At 65.7% G+C, this 17,092-nt stretch carries 18 protein-coding genes; 9 read left to right on the plus strand and 9 right to left on the minus strand.

Translation table 11 applies throughout. The annotated features are described in order from the left end of the window. Window positions 1–69: 69 nt before the first annotated feature. Complete coding sequence (gene clpA / locus OM960_RS14045) at window positions 70–2,391, minus strand: ATP-dependent Clp protease ATP-binding subunit ClpA (protein WP_264772397.1); 2,322 nt, start codon at window positions 2,389–2,391, stop codon at window positions 70–72. Window positions 2,392–2,595: 204 nt separating this feature from the next. Next, window positions 2,596–3,363, minus strand: coding sequence for a hydroxyacylglutathione hydrolase (gene gloB, locus OM960_RS14050; protein ID WP_264772398.1), 768 nt, complete (start codon window positions 3,361–3,363; stop codon window positions 2,596–2,598). Between the two features lie 62 nt (window positions 3,364–3,425). Between gloB and OM960_RS14055 the strand changes: the two genes are divergently transcribed. The 7 genes from OM960_RS14055 (at window position 3,426) to OM960_RS14085 (ending at window position 9,851) form a co-directional block, all read left to right on the plus strand. Continuing rightward, entirely contained in the window at window positions 3,426–4,172 is a 747-nt protein-coding gene (locus tag OM960_RS14055; protein WP_263337720.1) for a class I SAM-dependent methyltransferase, read from the plus strand. Window positions 4,173–4,458: 286 nt separating this feature from the next. Then, a complete protein-coding gene (locus OM960_RS14060; protein WP_263337538.1) occupies window positions 4,459–5,019 on the plus strand; it encodes a F0F1 ATP synthase subunit delta in 561 nt (186 codons plus the stop codon). Then, the gene (gene atpA, locus OM960_RS14065; protein ID WP_263337536.1) at window positions 5,019–6,557 is read left to right on the plus strand and encodes a F0F1 ATP synthase subunit alpha; all 1,539 of its coding nucleotides are present in this window, start codon (window positions 5,019–5,021) and stop codon (window positions 6,555–6,557) included. Before OM960_RS14060 ends, atpA begins: the two co-directional genes overlap by 1 nt. 20 nt (window positions 6,558–6,577) lie before the next feature. Next, window positions 6,578–7,453: a F0F1 ATP synthase subunit gamma gene (locus OM960_RS14070; RefSeq protein ID WP_263337533.1), complete on the plus strand. Its 876-nt coding sequence runs from the start codon at window positions 6,578–6,580 to the stop codon at window positions 7,451–7,453. A gap of 18 nt (window positions 7,454–7,471) precedes the next feature. Further along, window positions 7,472–8,914: a F0F1 ATP synthase subunit beta gene (gene atpD / locus OM960_RS14075; protein WP_263337530.1), complete on the plus strand. Its 1,443-nt coding sequence runs from the start codon at window positions 7,472–7,474 to the stop codon at window positions 8,912–8,914. A gap of 9 nt (window positions 8,915–8,923) precedes the next feature. Beyond that, a complete protein-coding gene (locus OM960_RS14080) occupies window positions 8,924–9,322 on the plus strand; it encodes a F0F1 ATP synthase subunit epsilon (RefSeq protein WP_263337527.1) in 399 nt (132 codons plus the stop codon). Between the two features lie 178 nt (window positions 9,323–9,500). Further along, the gene (locus tag OM960_RS14085; RefSeq protein WP_263337526.1) at window positions 9,501–9,851 is read left to right on the plus strand and encodes an H-type lectin domain-containing protein; all 351 of its coding nucleotides are present in this window, start codon (window positions 9,501–9,503) and stop codon (window positions 9,849–9,851) included. Between the two features lie 43 nt (window positions 9,852–9,894). Here the strand turns inward: OM960_RS14085 and OM960_RS14090 are convergent, their stop codons facing one another. After that, entirely contained in the window at window positions 9,895–10,914 is a 1,020-nt protein-coding gene (locus tag OM960_RS14090) for a ribose-phosphate pyrophosphokinase (protein WP_290428665.1), read from the minus strand. A 109-nt stretch (window positions 10,915–11,023) separates the two neighbouring features. Here OM960_RS14090 and OM960_RS14095 point away from each other — a divergent pair, with 109 nt between their 5' ends. After that, window positions 11,024–11,635, plus strand: a complete 612-nt coding sequence (locus OM960_RS14095) for a 2-hydroxychromene-2-carboxylate isomerase (RefSeq protein WP_263337520.1) — start codon at window positions 11,024–11,026, stop codon at window positions 11,633–11,635. Further along, window positions 11,635–12,435 (plus strand): alpha/beta fold hydrolase, encoded by an 801-nt coding sequence (locus OM960_RS14100; protein WP_263337517.1) that lies wholly within the window; start codon window positions 11,635–11,637, stop codon window positions 12,433–12,435. The genes OM960_RS14095 and OM960_RS14100 overlap by 1 nt, the downstream gene beginning before the upstream one ends. Here the strand turns inward: OM960_RS14100 and OM960_RS14105 are convergent. The 6 genes from OM960_RS14105 to OM960_RS14130 form a co-directional block, all read right to left on the minus strand. Next, window positions 12,416–13,474 carry a threonine aldolase family protein gene (locus OM960_RS14105; protein ID WP_264772399.1) on the minus strand — a complete coding sequence of 353 codons (1,059 nt, stop codon included), beginning with the start codon at window positions 13,472–13,474 and terminating at the stop codon, window positions 12,416–12,418. The genes OM960_RS14100 and OM960_RS14105 overlap by 20 nt on opposite strands. Further along, window positions 13,474–13,938, minus strand: a complete 465-nt coding sequence (locus OM960_RS14110) for a YcgN family cysteine cluster protein (protein WP_264772400.1) — start codon at window positions 13,936–13,938, stop codon at window positions 13,474–13,476. The genes OM960_RS14105 and OM960_RS14110 overlap by 1 nt, the downstream gene beginning before the upstream one ends. A 41-nt stretch (window positions 13,939–13,979) precedes the next feature. Continuing rightward, window positions 13,980–14,564 carry a GNAT family N-acetyltransferase gene (locus OM960_RS14115; RefSeq protein WP_264772401.1) on the minus strand — a complete coding sequence of 195 codons (585 nt, stop codon included), beginning with the start codon at window positions 14,562–14,564 and terminating at the stop codon, window positions 13,980–13,982. Between the two features lie 63 nt (window positions 14,565–14,627). Then, a complete protein-coding gene (locus OM960_RS14120) occupies window positions 14,628–15,554 on the minus strand; it encodes a bifunctional riboflavin kinase/FAD synthetase (protein ID WP_264772402.1) in 927 nt (308 codons plus the stop codon). A gap of 31 nt (window positions 15,555–15,585) precedes the next feature. Beyond that, the gene (locus tag OM960_RS14125; protein WP_263337717.1) at window positions 15,586–16,029 is read right to left on the minus strand and encodes a MaoC family dehydratase; all 444 of its coding nucleotides are present in this window, start codon (window positions 16,027–16,029) and stop codon (window positions 15,586–15,588) included. Between the two features lie 129 nt (window positions 16,030–16,158). Beyond that, on the minus strand, window positions 16,159–17,040 hold the full coding sequence (locus OM960_RS14130; RefSeq protein ID WP_264772403.1) for a TIGR01459 family HAD-type hydrolase: 882 nt from the start codon (window positions 17,038–17,040) through the stop codon (window positions 16,159–16,161). Window positions 17,041–17,092 lie beyond the last annotated feature (52 nt).

Raw genomic sequence — 17,092 nt, forward strand, 5'->3', positions numbered from 1 at the left:
ACAAGGTCCAAACGAAACGCGGCCGGCACCGGGAAGGTGTCGGCCGCGTGTGTTCGTGTCAATCCAGGCTCAGTCCGCGGTCAGGAGCGGTGGCTTCGAGCCGGCAATCCGCGCCTTCTGCGGCTCCTCGATCTCGAGCACGATCGCGCCGTCGCGTACCTTCACATGAACGACGCCACCCTTCGTGAGTTTGCCGAACAGAAGCTCCTCGGCGAGCGGCTTCTTGATGTGTTCCTGGATCACGCGAGCAAGCGGACGGGCGCCCATCCGGTCGTCGTAGCCCTTCTCGGCGATCCAGTTGGCCGCTTCCGGGCTCAGCTCGATATGGACGTGGCGGTCCATCAGCTGCGCCTCGAGCTGCAGGACGAACTTGTCCACGACTTGCAGGATCACTTCGCGCGGCAGCGCCGAGAACGAGATGACCGCATCGAGCCGGTTGCGGAACTCGGGCGTGAACGTGCGTTCGATCGCGGCGGTGTCTTCGCCCTCGCGCCGGTCACGGCCGAAGCCGATCGCGGACTTGGCAAGCTCGGCCGCACCTGCGTTCGAGGTCATGATCAGCACGACGTTGCGGAAATCGACCTGCCGGCCGTTGTGGTCGGTGAGCTTGCCGTGGTCCATCACCTGCAGGAGGATGTTGAACACGTCCGGATGCGCCTTCTCGATCTCGTCGAGCAAGAGCACGCAATGCGGATGCTGGTCGACGCCGTCGGTCAGCAGCCCGCCCTGGTCGAAGCCGACATAGCCCGGCGGCGCGCCGATCAGCCGCGAGACGGCGTGCTTCTCCATGTACTCGGACATGTCGAAACGCAGAAGCTCGACGCCGAGCGTATCGGCGAGCTGCTTGGCGACCTCGGTCTTGCCGACGCCGGTCGGACCGGCGAAGAGGTAGTTGCCGATCGGTTTTTCCGGTTCGCGCAGGCCCGCACGAGCCAGCTTGATCGCGGAGGACAACGCCTCGATCGCCTTGTCCTGACCGAAGACGACGCGCTTGAGGGTCTTCTCGAGATCCTTGAGGATCTCGGCATCGTCCTTCGAGACGTTCTTCGGCGGGATCCGCGCGATCTTGGCGACGACGGCCTCGATCTCCTTCGGGCCGATCGTCTTGCGCCGCTTCGATTCCGCCACCAGGTGCTGCGCCGCGCCGGCCTCGTCGATCACGTCGATCGCCTTGTCCGGCAGCTTGCGGTCGTGGATGTAGCGCGCCGAGAGTTCGACCGCGGCCTTGATCGCATCATGCGTGTAACGCAGGTCGTGGTGCTTCTCGAAATAGGGCTTCAGCCCCATCAGAATCTTGACCGCATCCTCGACCGTCGGTTCGTTCACGTCGATCTTCTGGAACCGGCGGCTAAGCGCGCGGTCCTTCTCGAAATGCTGGCGGAACTCCTTGTAGGTGGTCGAGCCCATGCAGCGCAGCCGTCCGCCCTGGAGCGCGGGCTTGAGCAGGTTCGACGCGTCCATCGCCCCGCCCGAAGTCGCCCCGGCGCCGATCACGGTATGGATCTCGTCGATGAAGAGGATCGCGTCGGGATGGTCCTCGAGCTCCTTCACGACGGCCTTGAGCCGCTCCTCGAAATCTCCGCGATAACGGGTTCCGGCCAAGAGCGCGCCCATGTCGAGCGAGAAGATCGTGGCATGTTCGAGCACCTCGGGTGTCTCGCCGCGCGTGATCTTCAGCGCGAGGCCCTCGGCGATGGCGGTCTTGCCGACACCGGATTCGCCCACCAGAAGGGGGTTGTTCTTCCGCCGGCGGCACAGGACCTGGATGCAGCGCTCGATCTCCGCCTCGCGGCCGATGAGCGGGTCGACATCGCCTTTCTTGGATTTTGCGTTGAGGTCGATGCAGAACTTCGAGAGCGCCGATTCCTTGGCCTCTCCATCCGCCTGCGAGGTCGGATGGTCCTCCTGCTCCTGTGCGCCGGTGACCGGCCGGGTTTCCCCGAAGGACGGATCCTTGGCCACGCCATGAGCGATGAAATTCACTGCGTCGTAGCGGGTCATGTCCTGTTCCTGCAGGAAGTACGCGGCGTTCGATTCCCGTTCCGCGAAGATCGCGACGAGAACGTTGGCACCGGTGACCTCGGTCCGGCCCGAGGACTGTACATGGATCGCGGCCCGCTGAATGACCCTCTGGAACGCGGCCGTTGGCACGGCCTCCGACCCGTCCACATCGGTCACGAGCGTCGAAAGGTCGTCGTCGATGAATTCTACGAGCGTCTTGCGCAGTTCCTCGATGTCGACCGAGCAGGCGCGCATCACTTTTGCGGCGTCCGGCTCGTCGATCAGGGCGAGGAGCAGATGTTCGAGAGTTGCAAGTTCATGGCGCCGCGCATTGGCCAAGGCCAGCGCCGCGTGGATTGCCTGTTCGAGCGTGTTCGAAAATGACGGCACGTTCGTGCTCCTTTCCCATCCAGCAGGGTGGCCCGTGGGCCGGTACCTACTTTCGCCTCATACTATTAAAGTTCGGTGGAATTCGGGCGGCTTCAAGTGTTTTCTTGCCGATTTCGCCCAATGCTCGATCAGTGACGCAAAATTTGAACGATTTTCGGCCTTTCGTGACCGATTCGTGCCTAATCGGTTCGGAAATGTGACAGGTCAGAACCGGTCTTTGCGCGCGCGGATCTCGGCGAAGACCTCGGCGTCGCCCGCGCCCTGCATGCCGAGCGCGGTCTTCACCTCTGCAAGGCGTGCGCGCAGGAACGGGTTCGTCGCAAGCTCCTCGGCGAGGGTCGAGGGAACGGTCGCACGCCCTTTCGCACGCGCGGCGTCCACCGATTTCGCACGCGCCGCCAGCGCGGCGTTCCCCGGCTCGATCGTCAGGGCGAAGCGGGCATTCGACTGGGTGTATTCATGGCCCGAACAGACCAGTGTTTCCGGAGGCAGGGCCGCCAGCTTGCAGAGACTGTCCCACATCTGGTGAGCGGTGCCCTCGAAAAGCCGGCCACAGCCGAGTGCCATGAGGCTGTCCCCGGTAAAGACAATTCCCGAGTCTGCGAAATGGTAGGCGATATGGCCGATGGTATGGCCGGAAACGTCGATCACAGTGCCTCTGCACATTCCGATCCGAACGGTGTCGCCCGCGGTGACCGCCTCGTCCAGCGGTGGCAACCTATGGGCGTCGGCCGCGGCGCCGATGACGCGGGCGCCGGTCGCGGCGGCAAGGGAGGGGACGCCGTCGATGTGGTCGCCGTGGTGGTGGGTGATCAGGATGTGGCTAGCCCGCCAGCCCCGGGCGGACAGGGCGTTGAGGATCGGCGCTGCTTCTGGGACGTCCACGACGGCGGTCGCGCCGGTCGCGACATCATGGGCGAGGTAAGCGTAGTTGTCGCTCAGGCAGGGAACGGTGACGATTTCCAGGGGCATGGCGTTTCGTGTATGTTTCCGTATGCTTCCACTGACTTTTGCCGATGGAAGCGACGGGCGCAATGCATCTCGACGTTCTCGACCTGAGGAATTTCTACTACCGCACCCAGCTCGGGCGCGTCGCCCAGAAGGCCATTCGGGATCAGGTCGTCGATCTCTGGCCGCCTGCGAAGGGTCAGACGGTGGCCGGATTCGGATTCGCCGCACCCTTGCTGCGCCCCTATCTGGCCGAGGCGCGGCGCGTGGTCGGTCTGATGCCCGGACCGCAGGGCGTGATGCCCTGGCCCGCCGGGATGGAGAACGTCTCGGTCCTCTGCGAGGAGACGCAATGGCCGCTCGAGACGGGCATGGTCGATCGGCTCGTAGTGCTGCACGGCCTGGAGACGTCGGAAAATCCGACGGCGCTGCTTGACGAGTGCTGGCGCGTGCTCGGCCCGGGAGGCAGGGCGCTCTTCATCGTTCCGAACCGGTCCGGCCTCTGGTCGCGCTCGGACCGGACTCCGTTCGGTTATGGTCGCCCCTATTCGATGAGCCAGCTCGACGGCCAGCTCCGCCGCCACAACTTCGCGGCCGAACGCCAGCAATCCGCGCTCTTCGCGCCACCAAGCTCGCGCCGCTTCTGGCTGCGCACCGCGCCGATGTGGGAACGCTTCGGACACCGCGTGTCGTCGGTTCTGGCGGGCGGCGTGCTGATGCTCGAGGTTTCGAAACAGGTCCACGCGCCACAGCGCCCGGGCCTCGCGACCGCGGTACGGCGACCGCTGAAAGTGCTCGAGGCGCTCCCCAAGCCGACGGCCGAGCCGGCGTGACTCGCGGCCAATGAAACAGGATTCTGTTTCGTATCCGTACTGTTAACGCCCAAACCCGCGCTGCGAAAAAGCAACATTTCCCGCCGTGTTTGGGGAATCTTCGGGAACTCTTTGAAAAGGCAGAAAAACCCTCGTCCCAATAAGTTCGTCAAGGCGGTTGCTAGGTCCGGACGGCTCTGCTACACCCGCGCCGAACTTCGGCCGTGCGCGTCCGCGCACGCCATAGGTGGCCTCTGACCTGACAATAAAAAAGAGGCGATGGGACAGAACAATCGGAAGGGTGGACGTGTCCGAACCAGCTTCGATTTCCGCAGGGATCGCCGGTCGCTATGCGACGGCCGTGTTTGAACTCGCCAAGGAGGCCAATGGCCTCAAGGCGCTCGAGGGGGATGTGGACGCGCTCGGCGCCGCGCTGGCGGAAAGCGCGGATCTGCGGACGCTGATCGCCTCCCCGGTTTATTCGCGCGAGGAGCAGGCCAAATCGGTCGGTGCGCTTGCTGCTAAGATGGGGCTCTCCGCGACGCTCGCCAATACGCTCGGCCTGATGGCTTCGAGCCGCCGGCTCTTCGTGCTGCCGCAACTCCTGACGGCCCTGCGCGACATGATCGCGGAGGAGAAGGGCGAAGTGACCGCCGAGGTTACCGCCGCCGCCGCGTTGACCAAGACGCAGGCCGAGAAGCTCGCCGCGTCGCTCAAGAAGACAGTCGGCAAGACCGTCAAGCTCGACACCACCGTCGATGAAAGCCTCATCGGCGGCCTTATCGTCAAAGTGGGCTCGAAGATGATCGACACCTCGATCCGCTCGAAGCTCGCTTCCCTGCAGAATGCTATGAAAGAGGTCGGATAATGGGAATCCAGGCAGCCGAGATCTCTGCGATCCTTAAGGAGCAGATCAAGAACTTCGGTCAGGAAGCAGCGGTGGCCGAAGTCGGTCGCGTGCTTTCGGTCGGTGACGGCATCGCGCGCGTCCACGGCCTCGACAACGTCCAGGCGGGCGAGATGGTCGAGTTCCCGGGCGGCATCCGCGGCATGGCGCTGAACCTCGAAGTCGACAACGTCGGCGTCGTCATCTTCGGCGACGATCGCTCGATCAAGGAAGGCGACACCGTCAAGCGCACGAAGTCCATCGTGGACGTGCCGGTCGGTGACGAGCTTCTCGGCCGCGTTGTCGACGGTCTCGGTAACCCGATCGACGGCAAGGGCCCGATCAACGCCAAGACCCGCTCGGTGGCCGACGTGAAGGCCCCCGGCATCATCCCGCGGAAATCGGTGCACGAGCCGATGGCGACCGGCCTCAAGTCGGTCGACGCGATGATCCCGATCGGCCGCGGCCAGCGCGAGCTGATCATCGGCGACCGCCAGACCGGCAAGACCGCTGTGGCGCTCGACGCGATCCTGAACCAGAAGACCTACAACGACGCCGCCGGCGACGACGAGTCGAAGAAGCTCTACTGCGTCTACGTCGCGATCGGCCAGAAGCGCTCGACCGTCGCCCAGCTCGTGAAGAAGCTGGAAGAGACCGGCGCCATCAACTACTCGATCGTCGTGGCCGCGACCGCCTCGGACCCCGCGCCGATGCAGTTCCTCGCGCCCTACTCGGCGACTGCCATCGCGGAATACTTCCGCGACAACGGCCGCCACGCGCTGATCATCTACGATGACCTCTCCAAGCAGGCCGTGGCCTATCGCCAGATGTCGCTGCTCCTTCGCCGTCCGCCCGGGCGCGAAGCCTATCCGGGCGACGTCTTCTACCTGCACTCGCGTCTCCTCGAGCGTTCGGCGAAGCTGAACGAAGATTTCGGCGCGGGTTCGCTGACGGCTCTGCCGGTCATCGAAACCCAGGGTGGCGACGTGTCGGCCTTCATTCCGACCAACGTGATCTCGATCACCGACGGCCAGATCTTCCTCGAGACGGAACTCTTCTACCAGGGCATCCGCCCGGCCGTGAACACCGGTCTGTCGGTGTCGCGTGTGGGCTCCTCGGCCCAGACCAACGCGATGAAGTCGGTCGCCGGCCCGGTGAAGCTGGAACTGGCGCAGTACCGCGAAATGGCGGCCTTCGCGCAGTTCGGCTCCGACCTCGACGCCGCGACGCAGAAGCTCCTGAACCGGGGCGCGCGCCTGACCGAGCTGATGAAGCAGCCGCAGTACTCGCCGCTGACCAACGCGGAAATCGTCTGCGTCATCTTCGCCGGCACCAAGGGCTTCCTCGACAAGCTTCCCGTCAAGGACGTCGGTCGGTTCGAGGCGGACCTGCTCAAGTACCTGCGCACCAATCGCAAGGACCTTCTGGACTGGATCACCAAGGAAGACCCGAAGATCAAGGGTGAAGCCGAGGACAAGATCCGGGCCGCGATCGCCGAGTTCGCCAAGACCTTCGCTTAAGCGAGGGGAGGGACAGGGATATGCCCAGCCTTAAGGACCTTAAGAACCGGATCGGAAGCGTCAAGTCGACGCGGAAGATCACCAAGGCCATGCAGATGGTCGCGGCGGCCAAGCTCCGCCGCGCCCAGGAGGCCGCCGAAGCCGCCCGGCCCTATGCCGAGCGGATGAACGCGGTCATGTCTTCGCTCGCCGCGTCGGTCGGCGGGTCCGATGCGGCGCCGCGGCTTCTGGCCGGGACCGGTGCCGATCAGACCCACCTTCTGGTCGTGATGACGGCCGAGCGGGGCCTCTGCGGCGGTTTCAACTCGACCATCGTGCGGCTTGCCCGCACGAAGGCGAACGACCTTCTGAAGCAGGGCAAGACGGTGAAGATCCTGACCGTCGGCAAGAAGGGCCGCGAGCAGCTGAAGCGCGATTTCGCGAAGTATTTCGTCGCGCATATCGATCTCTCCGACGTCAAGAAGATGGGTTACGACAATGCGCAAGGCATTGCGCGTGACCTGATCCACCGCTTCGACCACGGCGAGTTCGACGTCGCGACGATCTTCTTCAACCGCTTCCAGTCGGTGATCTCTCAGGTCCCGACCGAACAGCAGGTGATCCCGGCGAAGTTCGACGCGGACGCGGAGGAAGGCGCCTCGACGCTCTACGACTACGAGCCCTCGGAGGAGGAGATCCTCGCCGACCTCCTGCCGCGCGGGGTGGCCACGCAGGTCTTCACCGCGCTTCTGGAGAACGCGGCCTCGGAGCAGGGCGCGCGGATGACCGCGATGGACAACGCCACCCGCAACGCCGGCGACATGATCGACCGGCTGACCATCGAGTACAACCGCTCGCGTCAGGCCGCGATCACCAAGGAACTCATCGAAATCATTTCGGGCGCCGAGGCGCTCTGACGAAACCGGAGAAACTAGATGGCAAAAGCACCGAAAGCAGCTGCCGCAGCGGGCCGGGTGACGCAGGTCATCGGCGCCGTCGTGGACGTACAGTTCGACGATCAACTCCCGGCGATTCTGAACGCGCTCGAAACCGACAACAACGGCAAGCGTCTGGTTCTCGAGGTTGCCCAGCACCTCGGCGAGAACACGGTCCGCACCGTCGCCATGGACGCGACCGAGGGCCTCGTGCGCGGCGCTGCCGTGACCGACCTCGGCGAGCCGATCTCGGTTCCGGTCGGCAACCCGACGCTCGGCCGCATCCTCAACGTCATCGGTGAGCCGGTCGACGAAAAGGGCCCGGTCAAGGCCAAGGAAACCCGTCCGATCCACCAGCCGGCCCCGGCCTTCTCGGAACAGTCGACCTCGTCGGAAATCCTTGTGACCGGCATCAAGGTCATCGACCTTCTCGCCCCGTACTCGAAGGGCGGCAAGATCGGCCTCTTTGGCGGCGCCGGCGTGGGCAAGACGGTTCTGATCATGGAACTGATCAACAACATCGCCAAGGTGCACTCGGGCTTCTCGGTCTTCGCCGGTGTCGGCGAGCGGACCCGCGAGGGCAACGACCTCTACCACGAGATGATCGAGTCGGGCGTTATCGTCCCGGACGATCTGGAGAAATCCAAAGTGGCCCTTGTCTACGGTCAGATGAACGAGCCGCCGGGAGCCCGCATGCGCGTCGCCCTCTCGGGCCTGACGCTGGCCGAGCAGTTCCGCGACCAGTCGGGCACGGACGTTCTCTTCTTCGTCGACAACATCTTCCGCTTCACCCAGGCGGGTTCGGAAGTGTCCGCACTTCTCGGCCGTATTCCTTCGGCCGTGGGCTACCAGCCGACGCTCGCCACCGACATGGGCGCGATGCAGGAACGCATCACCTCGACCAAGGCGGGCTCGATCACCTCGGTGCAGGCCATCTACGTTCCGGCCGACGACCTTACCGACCCGGCGCCGGCGACCTCGTTCGCTCACCTCGACGCCACCACGGTTCTGTCGCGCGCCATCTCGGAACTCGGCATCTACCCGGCCGTTGACCCGCTCGACTCCACGAGCCGGATCCTTGACCCGGCCGTTGTCGGCGAAGAGCACTACAACGTCGCCCGCGATGTCCAGGGTATCCTCCAGCGCTACAAGTCGCTGCAGGACATCATCGCCATCCTCGGCATGGACGAACTGTCGGAAGAGGACAAGCTGACCGTGGCCCGCGCCCGGAAGATCCAGCGTTTCCTCAGCCAGCCCTTCGACGTGGCGAAGGTCTTCACCGGTTCGGACGGCGTCCAGGTGCCGCTCGACAAGACGATCGCCTCGTTCAAGGCCGTCGTTGCCGGCGAGTACGACCACCTGCCGGAAGCCGCCTTCTACATGGTCGGCGACATCGACGAAGTGAAAGCCAAGGCGCAGCGTCTGGCCGCGGAAGCGGCGTAAGGGGGCGAGATGGCCGATACGATGCAGTTCGACCTCGTCAGCCCTGAACGGCGGCTTGCCTCCGTTCAGGCCCGCGAGGTTCGCATTCCGGGCGCCGATGGCGACCTGACGGCAATGCCCGACCATTCGCCGCTGATCACGACGCTGCGTCCCGGCATTCTCACTGTCGTCACCGCCGAAGGCATGAACGACTATGCCGTCATCGGCGGCTTCGCCGAGATTTCGGCAGCGGGCGCCTCGGTTCTGGCCGAGCGTGCGATGCCGAAAGCCGAGGTGAAGGCGTCCGACATGGACGCGCTCATTGCAGATGCGACGGCCGAGGTCGCCGAGGCCCCGGCCGAGGGCAAGGACGCCGCGAACAAGCTCGTTGCGGACCTTCAGGCCCTGAAGGCCGCGCTCGGGCTCTGAGCCTCAGATATGCGACGCGATCATCCGGGCGGCCTTCGGGCCGCCCGTTGCTTTTCGTGGACGGCCGATGAATTATCGAGACACAATCTCAACCGGATCTATGTGTCCGTGTCAGAACCAATTTACCAATTGTCTACCAGCATCCACTAGCTACGGTGGTGCTAAATCGGGGACTTAGATGTTGCGACTGAAGAGTCATTTGATTGGGGTCGAACGCGGCTCCGTTCTGTTGTTTTCGGATTTCGAAGAAGGCGGGCAGATGTGGACCGGAAACGGTGCGCGCGAGACGCGCCGCCAGGTCGGGTTTTCCGAGCGATTCCAGTCAATGCCGGTCGTTCAAATCTCGATGTCCATGTGGGACATGGACCAGATGACGAACCCACGCGCAGATATTTCGACGGGCCAGATAAAGCCCGATGGATTCGAGATCATTTTCCGCACCTGGGGGGACACGCGGATCGCCCGGATTCGCGCCGACTGGCTCGCGATCGGCGAGCTTCCCGATCCTGACGCGTGGGACGTGACCTGACGCGCTGAGGCGCGACTTCGCGCGGTCTTCGAGCGGCTTCCGGTCAGCCGCGCGAATACATGCCCTCGTAGATCGGCCCCAGCGTCTCCGCGTCGAAGAGCGAGGAAACCGAGGTTCCCGACCAGATGTTCATGATCGCCTGAGCAAAGAGCGGCGCGGTCGGAACGATGCGGATGTTCTTGGCCTTGCGGACCGGTTCGGTCGGCTCGATGGAATCGGTGATGACAAGACTCTTCATCACGGAATTGGCAACCCGCTCGACCGCCGGTCCGGACAGCACGCCATGGGTGATGTAGGAATGGACCTCGCTCGCGCCGCCCTGGATGAGCACTTCGGCGGCCTTGCAGAGCGTGCCGGCGGTGTCGCAGATATCGTCGACGATGATGCAGGTCTGGCCCGCGACATCGCCGATCACGGTCATCTCGGCGACTTCGCCCGCCTTCACGCGCCGCTTGTCGACGATGGCCAGCCCGCAGCCGATCCGCTGGGCGAGTTCGCGGGCGCGCGCCACGCCGCCAACGTCCGGCGAGACCACGGTGATCTGGTCGAGCTTGCCCTTGAAGTGATGCTCGATGTCGAGCGCGAAGATCGGCGCGGCATAGAGGTTGTCCACCGGAATGTCGAAGAAGCCCTGGATCTGTGCGGCATGGAGATCCATCGTCAGCACCCGGTCGACTCCGGCCTCGGTCAGGAGGTTGGCGACGAGCTTCGCTGAAATCGGCGTCCGCGCCTTGGCGCGGCGGTCCTGGCGGGCATAGCCGAAATAGGGGATCACGGCGGTGATCCGGTCGGCCGAGGAGCGGCGCAGCGCGTCGGCCATGATCAGGAGTTCCATCAGGTTGTCGTTCGCCGGGTTCGACGTCGACTGGATGATGTACATGTCCTCGCCGCGGACGTTCTCGAAGACCTCGACGAAGATTTCCTGGTCGTTGAAGCGCTCGACCCGGGCATCGACGAGCCCGACGCTCATGCCCCGGTGCATCGACATCCGCCGGGCGATGGCGTTGGAGAGCGTGCGGTTCGAATTGCCGGCGATCAGCTTCGGTTCGGTCATGGAGGGCATGGCGGGTCCTTGTCGTTGGCCGCAAAACCGGGCCGGATGACGGATTCGTGACGTTGCACCCCGCTTACCACCGGGCTAGCTTCCCGGCAAACCCGAAGGAGTGCCGGATATGCCACAGATCGACTACTTCCTGTCCACGATCTCGCCCTTCACCTATCTGGCGGGCACCCGGCTCGAGGCGATCGCGACGAAGCACGGTGCGACGGTGACCTACAAGCCGGTCGACATCGGCGCGGTCTTTGCGAGGACCGGCGGGACGGCACTCAAGGACCGGCACGACAGCCGCAAGGAATACCGGCTGCAGGAGATCGCCCGGCAGGCGGCGAAGACGGGGATGAAGATCAACCTCCAGCCGATGTTCTGGCCGGCGAATGCCGCGCCCTCGTCCTACGCGATCATCGCGGCGCAGGCGGCAAAGGCAAAAGGCGCCGAGGGCGATCTCGGTGGCTTCGTCCAATCCATCCTCCGCGCCTGCTGGGCCGAGGAGCGCGATATTTCCGCCGACGAGGTGATCCGCGATCTCCTGACCATGGCCGGGTTCGAGCCCGATCTCGCCGACAAGGGAATGCTTCTCGGGGCCGAGACCTATGCCAACAACCTCGAAGAGGCGGTGAGCCGCGGCGTGTTCGGCTCGCCCTTCTACCTCGTCGACAGCGGCCAGCGGTTCTGGGGGCAGGACCGGCTCGACGACCTCGACCTGCACCTGTCCGGCAAGCTCTGATGCCGCTCGACGAGCGGGCAGGCCATCCGACCTTCTGGCAGAGTTTCGGCAAGGGTGCGCGGCCGGCGCTGGCGATCCACTGCTCGCTCGCCGCCTCCTCGGCCTGGGCGGGTGTCGCGTCGCGGCTTACCGATCGGGTCACGCTCACGGCCTTCGACCTGCCCGGCCACGGCAAATCGGCGGACTGGTCGGGCGAGGGCGATTTCCTGACGCTGGCCACGCGGATTGCCGCGAGTTTCGTCGAGGAGCCGGTGGACCTCATCGGCCATTCCTACGGTGCGCTGGTCGCGATGCGGCTCGCGCGCGCGGCGCCGGAGGCGATCCGTACGCTGACGCTGATCGAGCCGGTTCTCTTCGCCGCCGCCAAGGGGTCCCCCGAATGGGAGGAGCATCTCGCCGCCGAGGGGCCGTTCCGCGCGGCTCTCGCGGCGGGCGACGACACCGGGGCGGCACGCGCCTTCATGCAGGTCTGGGGCGCCGGCGAGGACTGGGATCGGATGGAGCCCCGCGCCCGGGCGCGGATCGTGGAGAGGATCCGCCTGATCTGCGCGGGCGATCCCGCGACGCTCTCGGACAGCGCCGGTTTTCTGAAGCCAGACGCGCTCGAGCGCCTCGATATGCCGGTCTTGCTGATCCGGGGCGAGCAGTCGCCGCCGGTCATCGAGCGGATCGCGGAAAACATCGCGGCGCGGCTGCCCGATGTCGGCGTCGCCACCGTGCCGGGTGCGGGGCACATGGTGCCGATCACCCATCCCGACGAGACCGCCGGGCTGACCGGGGTCAATCTCGACCGCGGATGACCGAGAGAAAGGCGTCGATTTCCGTCTCTTGTGTCGCCCAGGAGCAGACGAACCGCGCCGCGAGAGGTTCGTCGTCCGGACCCTCGGACGGCGGGTCGACGGGCCAGAAGTAGTAGTGCGCCCCGCGCTCCATGAGCCGGCGGTGCAGGCGGCGCGGCAGGTAGGCGAAGACCATGTTCGCCTCGCGGGGATGGAGGAGCGAGGCTTCGGGTATCGCGGCGATTCCGGCGGCCAGGCGCTCCGCCAGCGTATTGGCGCGGGCCGCGAGGCGGCGCCAAAGGTCGCCCGTCAGATAGGCCTCCATCTGGGCGGAGAGGAACCGGTGCTTGGAAAAAAGATGCCCGCCGCGCTTGCGGCGGAGCTCGAACTCCCAGGCTTTCGCGGGATCGAAGAGCACCACCGCCTCGACGCCCATGCAGCCGTTCTTGGTGCCGCCGAAGGACAGGACGTCGATCCCGGCCTTCCAGGTCATCTCTGCCGGGCTGCAATCCGCCGCGACGACGGCATTGGCAAAACGCGCGCCGTCCATGTGGACGGGCAGCGCATGGTCGCGGGCGATGGCGGTCAGGGCGGCGACCTCGGCGGGGCTGTAGACGGTGCCGGCCTCGGTGGTGTTGGTGATCGTGACCATGCCGCGCTGGTGGGAATGGACGAAGCCCTGCGGCGTCGCCTCGATGGCGGCTTTCAGTATGCCAGGCGTCAGCTTTCCGTCGGGCGCGGCGATGCGCACGATCTTGCCGCCGCCGATGTAGAACTCCGGCGCGCCGCATTCGTCGGTGTCGACATGCGCCGAGGCATGGGCATAGATGGCACCCCAGGGCGGGCAGTGGCAGGCGAGCGCCAGGGAGTTCGCCGCGGTTCCGGTGGCGACGAGATAGACCTCGGCCTCCGGCGCCTCGAAGGTCTCGCGGATGAGCGCCCGCACCCGCGCCATCGACGCGTCCGCGCCGTAGGAGGGCGCCGCGCCCGCGTTGACCGCGGTGACGGCGGCGAGGATCTCCGGCGCGGCGCCGGAGGCGTTGTCGGAGGCGAATTCCATTACAGGTCCTCGATGATGTGGTCTTCCCAGTCCTCTTCCGCGACCTCGAATTCCGGCAGGGTCCAGCCGCGCACCGACTCGTCGGCGCGGTGTACGCTTTCCGGGTCGCCGGAGATCAGCGGATGCCAGTCGAAGAGCGGCTTGCCCTCGTGCAGGAGCTTGTAGGCACAGGTCGAGGGCAGCCAGTAGGCGACCTTGTCGATCGTCTTCGGGGTCAGGACGACGCATTCGGGGACGAAGGTCTTGCGGTTCTCGTACTGCGTGCAGCGGCAGCTGTGGTCGTCGAGAAGGCGGCAGGAGATGCGGGTGAAGTAGATCTCGCCCGTATCGACATCCTCGAGCTTGTTGAGGCAGCACTTGCCGCAGCCGTCGCAGAGCGCCTCCCATTCGGACGCAGTCAGCGTGTCGAGGGGGCGGTTCCAGAATCCGGGCCGGAGGGCCACACGAGCGTTCGAGCTTTTCATGGCGCGCGACATTGGCTGAAGGGAGGGCAAAAGGAAAGAGGTCAGAGTACCAGTCGCATGAGGGGACGGCCCGGCTTGGCGCGGGCGACCTCGCGAAAGCCGGCCCGGCGGAAGGTGGAAGTGGACCCGACGAAGAGACCGACCGATTTCGAGTGCTTGGCCTCGTCGATGGGGCTCGCCTCCAGAAGCCGGGCGCCCCTGTCGCGGGCGTAGCGGATGCCCTCGGCGACGAAGTCGCGCGACAGGCCGCGCCCGCGCACGCCCCGCGCAAAGAAAAAGCAGGAGATTGCCCAGACCGCCGGGTCGTCCGCCGGAGCATCGGGCAGGGGCGAGGTCGCGCGGCGCGGGTTGTTCCATCCCGGCACATCGGCGCGCGGACCGATCTGCATCCAGCCAACCGGTTCGTTATCCAGATAGGCCAGCAAGCCCGGCGGCGGGCCACGCCGGATGCGCGCCTCCATATGGGCGCGTTTCTCGTCCTTGCCAAAGGCGTCGCGGTCCTTGGGACTCAGCCGGAAATAGGTGCACCAGCAACCATAACAGGCGCCCTGCGGACCGAAGAGCGTGACGAAATCGTCGAGGCGGTCGGGGGTGAGCGGCGCGAAGCGGACGGGATCGGAGGGCATGGCAGTCTCCGCAGGAGATGTTCCTGCATTGTTCTGGCCGCCGCGCCACCTGTCAACCGGTCTTCAGAGGTCAGCGAGGATGTCCCGCGCACGGACGCAATCCGCCTCCATCTGCGCGACGAGCGCGGGCAGGCCGTCGAATTTCATCTCGGGGCGCAGATAGTCGATGAGTGCCACCGAGAGATGCTCGCCGTAAAGGTTGCCCTTGAAGTCGAAGAGGAAGCTTTCGAGGTTGGGCTTGTTCTCGCCGAACATCGGCCGCACGCCGAGGCTCGCGGCGCCGTTGTAGCTGCCCTGATGCGGCCCGGTCAGGACGTCGATCTTCACCGCATAGACGCCAAGCTTCGGCAGGTGCAGACCGCCGACGCCCATGTTGGCGGTCGGAAAGCCGAGATCGCGGCCGCGCTTGTCGCCGTGCAGAACCTCGCCCTCGATCCGGTGCCAGTGGCCGAGCATCTGCGCGGCGTCGCGCGGACGCCCCTCGGCGAGCGCCGTGCGGATCGCGGTCGAGGAGATCTCCTCGCCGCCCATCTCGACGAGTTCGGCAATGGTCACGCCGAAGCCGTGGCGGCGGGCGCAGTCACGCAAGGTGTCGACATTGCCCTTGCGGCCCTTGCCGAAGCAGAAATCCGCGCCGACCGTGACATGGGCGACGCCGAGCCCCCGGACCAGCACCTCGGCCACGAAGTCTTCCGCCTCCATCCCGGCGAGATCCGCGTTGAAGGGGAGTTCGTAAAGCTGTTCGACGCCGAGCTTTTCCAGCCGGTGGGTCCGCGCCTCGGCGTTCATCAGGCGGAAGGCGGGGGCCTTGGGGGCGAAGAACTGGCGGGGATGGGGTTCGAAGGTGACGATGCCAAGCGGCGCATCGGCGCGGCGCGCCTGGTCGATCACCGCCTGGTGGCCGAGATGGACGCCGTCGAAGTTGCCCATCGCGACCGAGGCGTCCCGGTCGGCCTCCGCCAGTTCCGTCCAATGGAAATGCGTGCGCATCGGCCCCCGTGTGGCGGGAGCGCCCGCCGGATCAGTCGAACTTGCGGCTCGGCGCCAGAACCAGCGCCTCGCCCTTCAGGACGACCGTATCGCCCACCGCGCAATGGGTTTCAAGAGTGACGCGGCGCTTGGCGTGGTCGATCGCGGTGACCTTGACCTCGGCATAGACCACGTCACCGGGGCGAACCGGCGCCATGAACTTCAGCGTCTGGCCAAGATAGACCGTGCCGTGGCCCGGCAGCTGCTCGCCGATCACCGCCGAGATCAGGCCCGCGGTCAGCATGCCGTGGGCGATGCGCCCCTCGAAGATCGTCTCGCGGGCGTAATCCTCGTCGAGATGGACCGGGTTGCGGTCGGTCGAGACCTCGGCGAACATCTCGATGTCGCGGTCCGTGATCTCCTTCTGGAGATACCGGGTCATCCCGATCTCCAGGTCCTCGATGCAGATCGTCCCGCGCGGCTGATTGTCGAGCATCATCACGAATCCCAAACATCCATGTTGCAGTGCAGCATAGATGAGTGCGGGCCTCCGCGCAATCTGGGTAAGTAATTATTTTGCCGAAGTGGTGTCTGGATCGAAAGAATGTTGCCGTCTGGCAATAATCTATCGCAGACGCCCGATGGCGAAGGTTGGCGCCATCTGCATCTCGTCGAGCCACGCGGTCAGCTTGGCCGGTTCGGGGGCCTCGACATCCGCGCCGAAACGGGTCGCCTCGAGCCCGCCGGTGATGAAGAGCGTGTCGATGCCCTCGCCCATGCCCCCCTGAATGTCGGTGCCGATCCCGTCACCCACGGCGAGGATGCGGGCGTCGCCGATGGCGGCGCCGTTGAGCGCCGTCAGCCGCCGCCGGGCGAGGTCGTAGATCGGCGGGTGCGGCTTGCCGAAATAGAGGCTCTCGCCGCCCATTTCGGTGTAGAGGCGCGCAAGCGCGCCGGCGCACCATTCCCGCGTCTCGCCGCGGTCAACGACGATGTCGGGATTGGCGCAGAGGAGTTTCAGCCCCTTCGCCTTGGCATGGAGGAAGTCGGGCCGGTTAACCGCCGGATCGGCCTTGGGATCGGCGGGGCCGGTGCAGACGACGCCCTCGGCCTCGGCGAGCGGCACGATCTCGATCCTGGCGGGGTTGTCGAGGATCTTCAGCGGCTCGAAAAAACCCATGTCGGTCTCCGGGTTGCCGATGAAGTGGACCTTGTGGCCGACCGCGCCCTGAAACATCGCCGCCCGCGCGCTGTCGCCCGAGGTCGCGATCGTGTCCCAGGCGTCGCGCGGCACGCCGATCTGGTCGAGCTGCGTTGCGACGCCGGCGCGCGGGCGGGGCGAGTTGGTGACGAGAACGACCTTGCCGCCACTGGCCCGGTAGGCCTGAAGGGCGGCCACGGCGGCGGGGAAGGGGCGCAGCCCGTCATGGACGCAGCCCCAGAGATCGCAGAAGAGCGCGTCGTAGCCGGCCGCAACCTCCGACAGCGATTGAATGATCCGGGTCATGGGCGCCTCCTCGTGTTGCGGCCCTTGTTACAGGCCGGGCCGGAAAAAGGTA

Origin of the sequence: Defluviimonas salinarum (assembly GCF_026013545.1) — a bacterium.
In the GTDB taxonomy this organism is placed as follows: Bacteria; Pseudomonadota; Alphaproteobacteria; order Rhodobacterales; family Rhodobacteraceae; genus Albidovulum; species Albidovulum salinarum.

Bases quoted from the DNA above. Each gene is read 5' to 3' on its own strand.
- gloB (WP_264772398.1), bottom strand. From the start codon at position 3,363: ATGCCCCTGGAAATCGTCACCGTTCCCTGCCTGAGCGACAACTACGCT.
- OM960_RS14055 (WP_263337720.1), top strand. From the start codon at position 3,426: ATGCATCTCGACGTTCTCGACCTGAGGAATTTCTACTACCGCACCCAG.
- atpA (WP_263337536.1), top strand. From the start codon at position 5,019: ATGGGAATCCAGGCAGCCGAGATCTCTGCGATCCTTAAGGAGCAGATC.
- OM960_RS14070 (WP_263337533.1), top strand. From the start codon at position 6,578: ATGCCCAGCCTTAAGGACCTTAAGAACCGGATCGGAAGCGTCAAGTCG.
- atpD (WP_263337530.1), top strand. From the start codon at position 7,472: ATGGCAAAAGCACCGAAAGCAGCTGCCGCAGCGGGCCGGGTGACGCAG.
- OM960_RS14080 (WP_263337527.1), top strand. From the start codon at position 8,924: ATGGCCGATACGATGCAGTTCGACCTCGTCAGCCCTGAACGGCGGCTT.
- OM960_RS14085 (WP_263337526.1), top strand. From the start codon at position 9,501: ATGTTGCGACTGAAGAGTCATTTGATTGGGGTCGAACGCGGCTCCGTT.
- OM960_RS14090 (WP_290428665.1), bottom strand. From the start codon at position 10,914: ATGCCCTCCATGACCGAACCGAAGCTGATCGCCGGCAATTCGAACCGC.
- OM960_RS14095 (WP_263337520.1), top strand. From the start codon at position 11,024: ATGCCACAGATCGACTACTTCCTGTCCACGATCTCGCCCTTCACCTAT.
- OM960_RS14100 (WP_263337517.1), top strand. From the start codon at position 11,635: ATGCCGCTCGACGAGCGGGCAGGCCATCCGACCTTCTGGCAGAGTTTC.
- OM960_RS14105 (WP_264772399.1), bottom strand. From the start codon at position 13,474: ATGGAATTCGCCTCCGACAACGCCTCCGGCGCCGCGCCGGAGATCCTC.
- OM960_RS14110 (WP_264772400.1), bottom strand. From the start codon at position 13,938: ATGAAAAGCTCGAACGCTCGTGTGGCCCTCCGGCCCGGATTCTGGAAC.
- OM960_RS14115 (WP_264772401.1), bottom strand. From the start codon at position 14,564: ATGCCCTCCGATCCCGTCCGCTTCGCGCCGCTCACCCCCGACCGCCTC.
- OM960_RS14120 (WP_264772402.1), bottom strand. From the start codon at position 15,554: ATGCGCACGCATTTCCATTGGACGGAACTGGCGGAGGCCGACCGGGAC.
- OM960_RS14125 (WP_263337717.1), bottom strand. From the start codon at position 16,029: ATGCTCGACAATCAGCCGCGCGGGACGATCTGCATCGAGGACCTGGAG.
- OM960_RS14130 (WP_264772403.1), bottom strand. From the start codon at position 17,040: ATGACCCGGATCATTCAATCGCTGTCGGAGGTTGCGGCCGGCTACGAC.